Source organism: Desulfotomaculum sp. OF05-3 (assembly GCF_003435535.1).
GTDB classification, from domain to species: Bacteria; Bacillota; Clostridia; order Lachnospirales; family Lachnospiraceae; genus Pilosibacter; species Pilosibacter fragilis.
On the sequence record NZ_QWGO01000003.1, the window covers coordinates 1 to 13469 of the forward strand.

The window sequence follows — 13469 nt, forward strand, 5'->3', positions numbered from 1 at the left end:
ATGGATTTCAATATGTGGTTTTGAAGGTATGTGTGAGTAGACCAGGCAGAGATGTCTGGTCTTTTTTTGTAAAGCGCAGATTGATGCAAGAGTCCTCATAGTAGTAGCTTTAAATTGATTTGAAGTGTTATTATGAGGACTCTTTTTATTATTCTTTCACAAAACCTTTCTTGATCGCATCCTGGATCAGATGATCCGTAATTTCGTAGAGACGCTCGGAGCCGAGCTTCGTCTTGCTCTGGCGGCCGTAGACCTGCTTGGAGGTGATCTGGTGCTGCTTCCAGTCATCACCGTTATTGCTGTGATTTAAGAGAAGCGGTTGAAGATTGTCCATGGCATGGGCATATTTGGATTCAGATGTTTCGCAGTCCTCAAACTCGTCGAAGAGAGCGATGAGCTCATTTTTCTGATCCTCCGGTAGGATGGAGAAGATACGCTCTTTAGCAGCGTCTTCGCGGGCCTTTTGGGTCTTGCGACCTTCCTCGTCGTAGGCGAAGGTGTCACCTGCATCAATCTCCACGATATCGTGGATCAGGCACATCAGCATGACCTTTGCGATATCTACGGATTCATTGGAATACTCACGGAGAAGGTAGGACATGATGGCCATATGCCAGGCATGTTCTGCGTCATTTTCCCGGCGGCCATGGCCGGAGAGATGTGTCTGGCGCAGGATATTCTTTTCTTTATCAATCTCAAGTACAAAATCTAACTGTTGTTTTAAACGTTTATCCATGAATGTTTGCCTCCCGATATGTAAATTGACCTATAGGGTGTGTTTTTTGATGAGTCCAGAGGATTGATGAGTTTATCCTACCAATTTATGAGAGAAAAGTACAGCGGTTTTTTAGAATGGGAATTGTAACTGTTCCGTAGATCTGCGCACTTGCTGCGCAGACCGTAAGAAAACATAATCTGGAAGACAAAAATCCCATCGGTGCAGCCGATCTGAAATGGATTTTTGCTTGTAACTATGAAGGTACTGAATAGTTGCTGGAAATTCAAAGCAAGGCATGAACGGGTGAGAATACTGATAAAATAAGGATAAAACATACCGGAAAATAAAGTGTAGAAATTTTTCAAAAAATATAAAAAACGGGTTGACAGATGCGAAAACATATTATATAATAGCACTGTTCTTAAGGAACAGCTAAGAACAAAGGAAATATTCCTCGATAGCTCAGTCGGTAGAGCACGCGGCTGTTAACCGCGCTGTCGTAGGTTCGAGTCCTACTCGGGGAGTTTTTATTTTGCCAGTTTCATGGATATGAGCTTCTGGTACAAATAATGAACGCGGCCCCATGGTCAAGCGGTTAAGACATCGCCCTTTCACGGCGGTAACAGGGGTCCGAATCCCCTTGGGGTCATTGATGTGCCGATGTGGCTCAATTGGCAGAGCAGCTGATTTGTAATCAGCAGGTTATCGGTTCGAGTCCGATCATCGGCTTTCAGTCCTAAACTTATGGACCTTTAGCTCAGTTGGTTAGAGCAACCGGCTCATAACCGGTCGGTCCCGGGTTCAAGTCCCTGAAGGTCCACTCTACCTGGTAAAAGCTTCATACAACTGATAAAATATTTGGCCCGGTGGCTCAGCTGGTTAGAGCGCCGCCCTGTCACGGCGGAGGTCGTGGGTTCGAATCCCATCCGGGTCGTTTCCTTAGAAATAAGGATTATTAATTTCATATCTGGGATCTTAGCTCAGCTGGGAGAGCATCTGCCTTACAAGCAGAGGGTCATAGGTTCGAGCCCTATAGGTCCCATTTGATGGGAAACCATCATCGACATATTTATATGTCTGCCGGTGTGGCGGAATAGGCAGACGCAAGGGACTTAAAATCCCTCGGGGGCAACCCCGTACCGGTTCAAGTCCGGTCACCGGCATGAAAAGAGCTTGTTTTGCAAGCTCTTTTTTTGTTTAACGAAAAACCCGAATTATGGGAGCGTGATGGAGATGAACAGGAGAGATCTCGAAATAATATGGATAGGAGAACAGATATGACATTTCGATATGCGTTGAAACGATCAATTCCGGTAATGGCGGGATATATCGTTCTGGGAATCGGATTTGGAATGCTGCTGGGAGCGAAGGGCTACGGCATCACCTGGGCGCTCGCGATGAGTGTGTTCATTTATGCGGGGTCAATGCAGTATGTGGCAATTGATCTGATAACAGGTGGCGCGTCGCTGATCTCAGCGGCACTTATGACACTGATGGTCAACGCAAGACATTTATTTTATGGAATCTCCATGCTGGAACGATATAAGGACACAAAACCATATAAGCCGTATTTGATCTTTGCGCTTACGGATGAGACGTATTCGCTGGTGTGCAGTGGAGATGTACCGGAGGGGGTCGAGGAGAAGAAATATTTCTTCCTTGTCTCGCTGTTGAACCAGATTTACTGGGTAATTGGAAGCGTGATGGGATCGGTGCTCGGGAGTGTATTGAATATCAATACGGAAGGGATCGATTTCTCGATGACAGCTCTGTTTCTGGTGGTATTTACGGAACAGTGGATGAGCACGAAGGATCACAGAAGCGCCGTTGCAGGTGTTGCTGCATCCGTGATCTGTCTGTTGATCTTTGGGGCATCAGCCTTTCTGATCCCGTCGATGATCTCTATCACGGTGATTTTGACGCTGATGCGTGGGAGTAAGAAAACTGAGAGCAGCCAGATGACGGCATAATTCATGACATTTTCCGAAGGACAGGAAATAGTATGAAAACAGTGCCCAGGTTGCTGCACACGGGTAGGAAATTTCCGAACTGAAAATTCCGTACAATACAGCGGTAGCGGTGGATTTTGCTTGATTTAGGAGGAATAGAGAGGATGGATTTGAGGGCGGTCACACTGATCGCGGTATGCGTTGCAGTAACGATTGTTTTAAGATTTCTTCCGTTTGTGATATTCGGCAGGAAGAAGGAGATCCCCGGATACATTACATATTTATCGGGAGTTCTTCCGTATGCGATCATGGGGATGCTGGTGGTGTACTGCCTGAAAAATGTGAGCTTTTTTGCGGGATCTCATGGAATTCCGGAGATTGCAGCTTCCGCAGTGGTTGTCGGGCTGCACGTATGGAAGAGGAATACACTGCTCAGTATTGCGGCAGGAACTGTACTTTATATGTTTTTGATTCAGGCCGTATTTTAGGATAAGAGGAGAAAGCTCTGGAATTGTGATCATGGGTCATGATCAGTCTGCGGTGGTGCTGGAACTGCAATTTAGTATTCTGAATTGAGGGATAATTTCAGACAGAAGGAACAAGATAACGGTATATTACTTGAGATATTAAAAAAATTATGATATGATAGTCTCATCTTACGGGAAGTCTGGCGGATGGCACTGAATGCGGAATTTCGATGAAAATCCTGAAGGATCGAAATGGAGAATGGCAAAAGTGTAGGATCTTTATGACTGGAATGGAGGTCTGGATGAGACGAAGTGACAGAGAATTGAAGGACATGGCTGATATTGTGGCGATCGCGAAACGGGAGACTGTGTGCACCGTTGCGTTCCACGATGAGTCATGTCCTTATTTAATTCCATTGAATTATGGTGCAGAAGTGGAAGAAGGAAAGCTGGTTCTGTATTTTCACGGAGCGAAGGAAGGGACGAAGATCGATAAGATCAGAGAGAATCCTCAGGTTTCATATTGTATTTACGGGAAAAATAGCCTGGAGATCGATTATGATGCAGCCTGCAAGTCGACGACAAGCTTTGAGAGTATCTGCGGAAACGGAACTGCATATTTCGTGGAAGATCTCACATCGAAGAAAAAAGCTCTGGCGAGCCTCATGAATCAGATGAGTCAGAAGAAGGCATTCGAAGAGAACTCGTTCGCGGAGGCAATGGTGAACGCAGTGACGGTCTGGAAGATCGTAACTGAGAACGTCACCGGAAAAAGACATGAATAACATGAGGGACGGGTGTGTGCACGAACGGAAGCCCATGTGGGACAAAGAGGTGAAGAGAGCCGGAAACGTGCCTGTATGGTTCTGATGGATAAGGGAAACATAGAAAGGAGCATATACATATGGGAACAGATTTTAGAAAAGAGATCGGCACGACGATCGATCAGAGACGCGATGAATATACAAAAATCAGTGACGCGATCTGGGGTTTTGCGGAGCCGAGATTTCAGGAGTACGAGTCCACGAAGCTTCAGCAGGAGTTCTTAAAAGCGAGAGGATTTTCCGTCAAGGCAGATCTCGCAGGAGAAGAGACCGCATTTATCGCCGAATGGGGAAGTGGAAAGCCGATCCTCGCATTTTTAGGTGAGTTTGACGCACTTTCCAGCCTTCAGCAGGAGGCAGACTGCACAGAACGTCACCCGATCGAGGGAAAGACAAACGGACATGGCTGTGGTCATCACCTTCTCGGAACAGCGTCGGTAGCGGCTGTTGATGCGTTAAAAACTTATATGGAAGAGAATCACATGAGCGGAACGATCCGTTACTATGGCTGTCCGGCGGAGGAAAATGCGGGTGGAAAGGCATATCTGGTCCGGGATGGATATTTTGATGATTGTGATATCGCGATCACCTGGCATCCATACACAATGAATAAAGTTATGAAGGGCGGATTCCATCTGGCAAACTTCCGGGCATTCTTTACCTTCCACGGAATCTCATCCCATGCGGCCGGGGCGCCGGAGCTTGGACGTTCCGCGCTGGATGCCGTTGAGATCATGGATATCGGTGTGAACTATATGAGAGAGCATATGATCGATGCAGCGAGAGTTCACGGCGCGATCACAAACTCCGGCGGAATCGCTCCGAACGTGATCCCGGCTGAGGCGCAGATCCTCTATGCGATCCGTGCTCCAAAGGTAACACAGGTCAAGAAGCTTTATGAGCGGATGTGCGATATTGCAAAGGGCGCGGCTCTGATCACAGGCACGACCGTTGATATCAAGCAGGTTGCAGCATATTCCAACCTGATCAATAATGATACACTGGCGGATCTTGTTCAGGAGAATCTGGAGCATGTGGTTCCGATCGGCTATACGGAGGAAGAGCTTGCATATGCAAAGAAATTCCAGGGTGTGATCACAGAGCTGGATAAAGAAGGAATGAAGGATCAGGCGGCAGTGATCGGAGGAAAAGAGCATAAACAGGAGCTCTTAGAGCAGCCGATGTGGGATCTTATTGTCGATAAAAACAGTGCTTACGGCGGTGGCGGCTCCACGGACGTCGGAGATGTCAGCTGGGTCGTTCCGACAGCACAGGTCTATACCAGCTGTTACGCAGCAGGTACAGCGCTTCATTCCTGGCAGGCTGTTGCACAGGGAAAATCTTCGATTGCTCACAAAGGGATGTTGGCGGCAGCGAAGGTTATGGCGTATGTCGGCGCGGAACTTCTTCTGAATCCGGAATTAATTGAGAAGGCAAAGGCAGACTGGAAGGAAGAGCTTGACGGAGAGACATATCCGAATCCGCTTCCGGCAGATTTAAAACCATCGATCTGGTAATAGGATAGATCAGGCAGTCGGAATGAGAACCATCAAGGGCGATGGTTTTCAGAAGACTGCCTAAAAAAATAGGTATAACAAGCTTCTGCTTATGGAAGTGTTGCACATAGTGCCTGTTGATGGAAATGTGTGTGGCAGGAACAAGGATTACACAGGAAGGAGTGGACAGCATGGAAACAAAGAATCAAGATAGAATTTCTGAACTGGTGGAGAAACAGAAGGACACATATACATCTATGGCGGATGAGATCTGGGGATATGCGGAACCTCGTTTTCAGGAATATGAATCTTCGAGGGTACAACAGGAATACCTTGCGTCTCGCGGATTTTCAATCCGGGCTGACCTTGCCGGAGAGAAGACAGCGTTTATTGCCGAGTGGGGAAGCGGAAAGCCGGTCCTCGCATTTCTTGGTGAGTTTGACGCTCTTTCCAGTCTTCAGCAGGAAGCAGACTGTACGGAGCGTCGTCCGATCGCAGGAAAAACAGATGGACATGGCTGTGGCCACCATCTTCTCGGAACGGCATCTGTGGCGGCTGTCGATGCACTAAAGTCCTATATGGAAGAAAAAGACCTGAAGGGAACGATCCGCTACTATGGCTGTCCGGCGGAGGAGAATGCGGGCGGAAAGGCATATCTGGTCCGGGACGGATATTTCAATGACTGTGATATCGCTATCACCTGGCATCCAAGCACGACGAACAGAACAATGGGAGACGATAAATTCCTTGCCAATTTCCGTGTGTTCTTTACCTTCCATGGAATCTCCTCCCATGCGGCGGGAGCGCCGGAGCTTGGACGTTCTGCGCTGGATGCAGTGGAGATCATGGACATTGGCGTGAATTATATGCGAGAGCATATGATCGACGCAGCGAGAGTTCATGGTGCGATCACAAACACCGGTGGAATTGCCCCGAATGTGATTCCAGCGGAGGCACAGGTACTCTATGCGATCCGCGCACCAAAGGTAACTCAGGTCAAAAAGCTTTATGAGCGGATGTGCGATATCGCGAAGGGCGCGGCGCTGATCACGGGAACGACTGTGGATATTCGTCAGGTTGCCGCTTATTCCAACGTGATCGGAAATGATGTTCTGGAAGAGGTCATGGACAAAAATCTTGACCATTTTATTCCGATCGGATATACGGAAGAGGAGCTGGCGTACGCGGGAAAATTCAAAGAGGTCGTTACGGAGTTAGACAAAGAGGGCTTAAAGGACATGATCGCTCATGTCGTTGAAAAGGACAAGCGGAAGGAAGTCCTGGATATGCCACTGTTGGATTTTAAACTGGACCGGAGCGAATCATATGGCGGTGGTGGCTCTACCGATGTCGGTGATGTGAGCTGGGTGGTTCCGACGGTGCAGACAAATGTGTGCTGCTATGCGGCAGGAACAGCACTTCATTCCTGGCAGGCTGTTGCTCAGGGAAAGGCAAGTATTGCCCATAAGGGCATGCTGACGGCGACAAAAGTCATGGCATGCACAGGAGCGGATCTTCTGGAAAATCCGGAGCTCATCAAAAAGGCTCATAAGGACTGGTTGGAAGAGCTGGACGGTGAAACATATCCGAATCCGCTTCCGAAGGATGCAAAACCGGAACTCTGGTAAAAACATAGTCATTTTTTAGATATTTTAGCGTTAGGAAAAAGCTCCAGGAGAATCAGATATGGATTCTCCGGGGGCTTTTTGCATATAGTACAAATTGAATATAATTTCAGTATATTATATCGTATTCGCAAAAATTATATATAATATTCGAATTAAGCATTAGACGATATAAAAATTGATATTGTATAATATGCTTAAATACTGAGGACAAAAATAATTATTTTACAACAAAACAGACAAATACACAAGAAATGGATCGTGCCCAAATGAATGGGGAAAGAAGAAGGGAAAATTAGAACATGCAGGGTATGAGTCTTTGTTCATCGGAAGGAAATAAGCTTATTGAAAAAATTGACAAAGCCTTAGAAATATCCAGAATCATGAAGGATGTAGAGTGTTTCAGTTACCTGGACCGCTATACAGGTTCTGAGGATGGAGAGAAAGCGGCAGAACGAATCGCAAAACGAATGGAAGAACTGGGAATCCCGGTAGAGCGGGAAATTTATCAGGTATATAGAAGCCTTCCGGGAGAAGCATCCATACGGATCCAAGGGGATTCTTCGGAAGCAATCGTGCCTCTGACTCCGTATGTGTATAGTGGAACAGCGGAAAATCTGGAAGCTGAACTGGTTTTCGACCGGATCAGCGCAACCGGAGGCTGCAGCCAGAAGGAGCAGAGAGCAAGAATGGCAGAATTTGCCGGAAAGATCGTTCTGACATATGAGAACAGCTTTGCGTTTGCATGTGAGGCAAAACGTGCCGGAGTTTTGGGCGTGATCACAATCTGGCATGCGGATCTGGCACACCATGGAACGCTTGGAGGTGTATGGGGAACACCTGAGCCGGAGGATCTGGCTTGTCATTATCCGAGAATTCCGTTTGTGGAAATCACAAAAAGTGCAGGAAAGGAATTGCAGAAAAAACTGGAAGAAAGTCCACTGACGGCATGCCTTAACGTTGAAATGTGTCAGTCAATCGTTTCCAGTACCATGCCGGTAGCACGTATTCAGGGAAGATCGGATAAGTATGTGTTGGTTTCCGGTCATTATGATTCCTGGTATGAGGGGATAACGGATAATGGCGTTGCCAATGCTGCTATGATGGAGATTGCCAGGGTATTTCAAGAAAATCAGGAACATCTGGAGCGGTCTGTAGTGCTTGCCTGGTGGTCCGGTCATTCAGATGCCCGTTATTCCGGATCGACCTGGTATTATGATCACCATTGGGAAGATCTGAAAGAAAATTGTGTGGCCCACATTAATATGGATATTTGCGGCTGTAAAGGTTCGGATGTGGTTGGAATGCGGACATCTATGCTGGAGGGCGAAGCCTTTGACCGAGAGTTTTTAAGGGAGTTTAATGATAAAGAACCGGAGGCACCGACGCCGATGGTACGATTCGCAGATCAGACCTTCTGGGGAGCGGATATTCCGTTTGCTATGATGCCGCAGTTTATAAAACAGGATCATAAAATATTTTCCTGGTGGCATACGAAAGAGGATACCTTTGATAAGGTAGATCCGGAGGTGACACTGCGAGATACAAGAGTCATTGCAAAGTTGACCGCCATTTTCGCTAATTGTGAGAAGCTTCCTGCAGAGATGAGCGGGTTTGTCAGCTTTATGGAAAACGAGCTTCGTTCTATAGAACAGAAGCTTAGTGCGGAATTTGATCTTTCTCCGGTCTGGAGGGCGATCGGCAGCCTGAAGGAAGCGGTTGCAGATCTTGAAAACGCTATGGAGAATCAGAAACATACAGACGATGTCATCATGGAAATAGCGGGAGAATTGGCAAGGATCATGTACACGACATCCAGCCCATACCATCAGGATCCGGCGGTAAAGGGAACGGTGTTTGCCGGACTTGCTATGGCAGAGGGTCTGACAAGGGAAAATACAGAAGCAGATTATTATTTGGCAGTCCAGACAAGATTTGTGCGTCAGAGAAACCGGCTTACAGGACAGATGAACGTAGTTGCGGAGAATTGCCGGAAATGGATCTCTGGATGGGGGAAATAAAGTGAGAAGGAAAAAATTATGTAACAATATAATAACAAGGAGGACATGTGCATGAGAAAAAGGATGTATGGAAAACTGACGGCATTGGCATTGGCCGGGGCTATGGTATTGTCGGGCTGCGGACAGAGTGGGGGAAACTCCGGTACATCGACAGCGGATTCAAAGGCGGAGACATCAGCTTCATCCAGTGCGGAAACATCGTCAGAGAAAAAACCAGAGTCCATTGGACGGACAGACATTATTTCGGCGAATAGCAGCGATATCCGGTCTATGGATCCACAGGTGGGGGTGGATTCACCATCTGCAACGCTGAATTTCCATATTTATAATGGTTTGATCAAAATTGATGATAATCGTGAGCCTGTAGGGGATCTGGCAGAGAGTTTTGAGATTGTGGATGACACAAAGTACAAATTTAAACTGCGGAAAGGCGTAAAGTTTCACAATGGAGATGAACTGAAGGCCAGCGATGTGAAATTCAGTTTAGAGCGTGCCAAGACCATGCCAAAAGCAATGTCTAATGCATCAGCCATTGATCATGTTTCTGTTGACGGGGATTACGAGGTGACGATCCATCTTTCAAATCCGTGTCCAGCATTCCTGTATATCCTTAATGATACCAGTATGAAGATCTTATCAGAGAAGGCAGTAACAGAGGCTGGCGATACATATGGAGAAGCTCCGATCGGAACAGGTCCGTTTATGTTTAAAGAGTGGGTTCCGAATGACCACTGGACGTTGGTCCGGTTTGATGACTACTTTGATGGACCTGCTACAGCCACTTCGATTACAACCCGGATCATTCCGGAAGGAAGTGCTCGTACAATCGCACTGGAAACAGGGGAGATTGATGTGATCTTAGCCGTAGATCCGGTGGATGCTGTCAATATTGAGAACTGTAAAGATCTTGTTCTGGAAAGCTGGCCGGCACCTTCTGTAGAATTTATGGCTATGAACACAACTAAAAAAGGATTGGATGATGTCCGGGTACGTCAGGCGATCAATTATGCCACGAATCGTCAGGAATTCGTAGATACGATTGTAGAAGGTCGCGGCGAAGTAGCCACCTCCGTTGTTGCAAAGACTGTGCCTGGGTGGAATGAGGACGTAAAGCCATATCCTCAGGATCTGGAAAAAGCCAAAGAACTTCTTGCAGAAGCAGGATATGAAAATGGACTGGATCTTAAGATGTACGTATCCGGAGAAGTAAGAAGTCGTGCTGCACAGGTAGTTCAGGCTCAGTTAGCTCAGGTTGGCATTAATGTAGACATCAATGTGTATGAATGGGGAGCATTTCAGGATGCGATCAATGCCGGAGAACATGATCTCCTGATTCTTGGCTGGGTAAATACTACTTGTGATCCGGCATATAGTGTAACTCAGTTATTCCATTCAAGAAACTGTGGAATGAGCGGCAATCGTGCATATCTCAAAGATGATAAGGTAGATGAAATGATCGATGCTGCAGCGGTGGAAACAAATCAAGAAAAACGCCTCCAGATATATAAAGACCTTCAGGTTCGCTTAAATGAGCTCTGTCCGTGGGTACCTCTGTATTACAAATATAGCATGGTAGGAAGAAGAGCAGACCTTAAGGGATTCAAATTTAACAAAAATACGTCCTTCCATTATTTGGGAGATTGCTATTACGAGAAGTAAAAAAAGACGGGGCTGTTACGCTTTGGCGTGATGGCCCCAAAGCTTTTTTGCGGCTTATGATATTGGTGCAAGGGAAAAGAAAAAAATTAAAAAAATTTAAAAAGTGTTGACAAAGAAGAAAATATATAGTAGAATATTCTTTGTTGAGTGACAGACATCTGAAACTCAGAGAGCGTGCGTCAGTAGCTCAGCTGGATAGAGCATACGGCTACGGACCGTAGTGTCGGGAGTTCGAATCTTCTCTGGCGCGCTGATTAAGGCATCTGCAATTGCAGATGCCTTTTTTCGATTTCATGGGAACTTTTGATGGAACTTTCTGTGAAACTTGTGCAGTGAAAAAGGAAGAAGCTTCTGGAGGAAATCATGAAAAGAAGAACGGAACATTTTACATATGAGCTGGTCCGGTCCAGGCGCTGTTCCATGTCTTTGAAGGTGGAGCTTGACGGAACGATTACGGTGCGTGCTCCTTTCCGGACACCGCCGGAGACTGCAGATTGGTTTGTGGAGAGTCATCGGGATTGGATCGAGGTGAGGCTCCGTGCCGGAGAACAGATCCTTGCAGTGCGTCCGTCCTACACAGAAACGGAACGTCTTGAAGGAAAAAAACGAGCGGAAAACGTGTTAAAAGAACGATGCTGTTATTACGCAGGGCTCATGGGCGTTTCCTATGGATCGATCACGGTCCGGGAGCAAAAGACGCGCTGGGGGAGCTGCAGTGCAAAGGGAAACCTGAATTTTAATTGGAAGCTGGTTCTGATGCCGGAGGAGATTCTGGACTATGTTGTGGTCCATGAGCTTGCCCATCGGCTCCAGATGAACCATAGCACGGAATTCTGGGATGAAGTGGAGAAGATTCTGCCGGACTATCGAAAACGGCGGCAATGGCTGAAGGAAAATGGCCAGAAGTATTGAACGTGCCGGAATGAGGAAGCGCAAAGAGGGAGAGAAACGATGCAGAAAAAGAAAGAAATCTGGATGCTTCAGACAAAACGGGCAGATTTTAACGGGCTTGCGATGCGTCTGGGGGTGAGTCCGGTGGCTGTTCGGATCATGCGAAACCGAGGTCTTTTGGATGAACGTGAGATGAGAAAGTATCTTTACGGGACACTGGATGATCTTTATGATCCGCGACAGATGAAGGGAATGGAGACCGCTGCGGGGATCATTGAAAAGAAGTTGATAGAAGGGAAAAAAATCCGGATCATCGGCGACTACGATATTGATGGTGTTTGTTCAACATATATTCTTCTCAAGGGCTTTCACCGTGCTGCCGGAAATGGGCAGATTGATTATGAGATACCGGACCGGATCCGGGATGGCTACGGGATCAATGAATCCATCATCCGTCAGGCAGCAGAGGACGGGATCGATACACTTGTGACCTGTGATAATGGAATCGCGGCATTAAAGGAAATCAGCATCGCAAAGCAGCTTGGCATGACGGTTGTGGTGACCGATCATCATGAAGTACCGGTAGATGTTTATGGACAGATTCTGCCGCCGGCAGATGCAGTGGTTGATCCGAAGCAGGACGGGGAGACGTATCCGTACCATGAAATTTGCGGTGCGGTCGTAGCATGGAAGCTTATAAACGTGATCTATGAGGATCTTGAAATTCCGGAGCATGAGTGGATGGAGCTTCTGGAGTTTGCGGCCATTGCGACCGTGGGAGATGTCATGAAGCTGCAGGATGAAAACCGTCTGATCGTCAAATATGGACTGAAAAAGATCGGTTCGACGAAGAACACCGGTCTCAGAATGCTTGTAGAGAAAAATAATCTGGATATAAACAATCTGAGCGCATATCACATTGGTTTTGTGATCGGACCGTGCTTAAATGCAGGTGGACGGTTGAAAAGTGCGAAGGTTGCGCTCCGGATGTTGTTAGAACAGGATCCGGACCGGGTCAGTGGGCTGGCGGATGAATTAAAGGAACTCAATGATGTGAGAAAGGATATGACGGCAAAGGGAGAAACAGAGGCTATCGAACAGGTAGAACGTTTCTATATGTCGGATAAGGTGCTGGTGGTGTTCTTGCCGGAGTGCCATGAATCACTTGCCGGGATCATAGCCGGAAGACTCCGGGAGCATTTCCATAAGCCATCCTTTGTGCTGACGAGAGGCGAGCAGAGTGCGAAGGGATCCGGACGTTCCATAGAGGCATACCATATGTACCAGGGGCTTTGCGAGGTGGCGGATCTGCTGGTGAAATTTGGCGGGCATCCAATGGCAGCGGGACTTTCCATTGAGGAAAGTGATATTGATGAGTTCCGGAGAAGACTGAATGAAAATGCAAAGCTTACGGAAGATGATTTCGTTCCGCAGATCTGGATCGATGTTCCGATGCCGTTTGAGTATGTGAATGAAAAAATCGTGGATGAGCTCAAAGGTCTGGAACCATTCGGGCAGGGAAATGAAAAACCGTTGTTTGCCCAGAAAAGTCTGACGATTCGAAATGTACGTGTTCTTGGAAAAAATCGAAATGTCGTGAAAATGAATCTGGTGACGAACACTGGACATCCGTTCGATGGTCTGCTGTTTGCAGATGGAGATCGTTTTTTGGAAGAGCAGACAGGGCAGAATACGATCGACATGATCTATTATCCGGATGTAAATGAATATAATGGGACACGTACCTTGCAGGCGATCATAAAAAATTATAAATTTCGTTGATCGGTCAGTCGGAGAATGGGAATGCAGGCATGATTTC

Annotated in this window: 10 protein-coding genes and 8 tRNA genes; 17 read left to right on the forward strand and 1 reads right to left on the reverse strand. The window is 46.9% G+C overall.

Annotation, left to right across the window (positions count from 1 at the left end; translation table 11 throughout):
- Window positions 1-148: 148 nt before the first annotated feature.
- Complete coding sequence (locus DXA87_RS02460) at window positions 149-736, reverse strand: HD domain-containing protein (protein ID WP_015553866.1); 588 nt, start codon at window positions 734-736, stop codon at window positions 149-151.
- A gap of 433 nt (window positions 737-1169) precedes the next feature.
- On the opposite strand from DXA87_RS02460, the gene DXA87_RS02465 reads away from it, so the two are divergent.
- From DXA87_RS02465 to recJ, 17 genes are all read left to right on the forward strand, one after another.
- Window positions 1170-1242 (forward strand) — tRNA-Asn (locus DXA87_RS02465).
- 53 nt (window positions 1243-1295) lie between these two features.
- A tRNA-Glu gene (locus tag DXA87_RS02470) sits at window positions 1296-1367 on the forward strand.
- A gap of 7 nt (window positions 1368-1374) precedes the next feature.
- A tRNA-Thr gene (locus DXA87_RS02475) sits at window positions 1375-1447 on the forward strand.
- A 17-nt stretch (window positions 1448-1464) separates the two neighbouring features.
- Window positions 1465-1538, forward strand: a tRNA-Ile gene (locus tag DXA87_RS02480).
- A 40-nt stretch (window positions 1539-1578) separates the two neighbouring features.
- Window positions 1579-1652, forward strand: a tRNA-Asp gene (locus DXA87_RS02485).
- 35 nt (window positions 1653-1687) lie between these two features.
- Window positions 1688-1760 (forward strand) — tRNA-Val (locus DXA87_RS02490).
- A 37-nt stretch (window positions 1761-1797) separates the two neighbouring features.
- Window positions 1798-1881: transfer RNA gene (locus tag DXA87_RS02495), tRNA-Leu, on the forward strand.
- Window positions 1882-1995: 114 nt separating this feature from the next.
- Window positions 1996-2688 carry an AzlC family ABC transporter permease gene (locus DXA87_RS02500; RefSeq protein WP_117484611.1) on the forward strand — a complete coding sequence of 231 codons (693 nt, stop codon included), beginning with the start codon at window positions 1996-1998 and terminating at the stop codon, window positions 2686-2688.
- 143 nt (window positions 2689-2831) lie between these two features.
- The gene (locus DXA87_RS02505; protein WP_015553864.1) at window positions 2832-3155 is read left to right on the forward strand and encodes a branched-chain amino acid transporter permease; all 324 of its coding nucleotides are present in this window, start codon (window positions 2832-2834) and stop codon (window positions 3153-3155) included.
- A 281-nt stretch (window positions 3156-3436) separates the two neighbouring features.
- Window positions 3437-3919, forward strand: coding sequence for a pyridoxamine 5'-phosphate oxidase family protein (locus DXA87_RS02510; protein WP_158552997.1), 483 nt, complete (start codon window positions 3437-3439; stop codon window positions 3917-3919).
- Between the two features lie 119 nt (window positions 3920-4038).
- On the forward strand, window positions 4039-5475 hold the full coding sequence (locus DXA87_RS02515; protein WP_117503159.1) for a M20 family metallopeptidase: 1437 nt from the start codon (window positions 4039-4041) through the stop codon (window positions 5473-5475).
- Window positions 5476-5645: 170 nt separating this feature from the next.
- Entirely contained in the window at window positions 5646-7082 is a 1437-nt protein-coding gene (locus tag DXA87_RS02520; protein ID WP_117503223.1) for a M20 family metallopeptidase, read from the forward strand.
- 299 nt (window positions 7083-7381) lie between these two features.
- On the forward strand, window positions 7382-9100 hold the full coding sequence (locus tag DXA87_RS02525; protein WP_117503160.1) for a M28 family metallopeptidase: 1719 nt from the start codon (window positions 7382-7384) through the stop codon (window positions 9098-9100).
- A gap of 51 nt (window positions 9101-9151) precedes the next feature.
- Complete coding sequence (locus tag DXA87_RS02530; protein WP_158552998.1) at window positions 9152-10759, forward strand: ABC transporter substrate-binding protein; 1608 nt, start codon at window positions 9152-9154, stop codon at window positions 10757-10759.
- Between the two features lie 176 nt (window positions 10760-10935).
- Window positions 10936-11009, forward strand: a tRNA-Arg gene (locus DXA87_RS02535).
- Window positions 11010-11122: 113 nt separating this feature from the next.
- Entirely contained in the window at window positions 11123-11671 is a 549-nt protein-coding gene (locus DXA87_RS02540; RefSeq protein ID WP_117503162.1) for a M48 family metallopeptidase, read from the forward strand.
- A gap of 39 nt (window positions 11672-11710) precedes the next feature.
- Window positions 11711-13432 carry a single-stranded-DNA-specific exonuclease RecJ gene (gene recJ, locus DXA87_RS02545; protein ID WP_117503163.1) on the forward strand — a complete coding sequence of 574 codons (1722 nt, stop codon included), beginning with the start codon at window positions 11711-11713 and terminating at the stop codon, window positions 13430-13432.
- The last annotated feature ends 37 nt before the right edge of the window (window positions 13433-13469 follow it).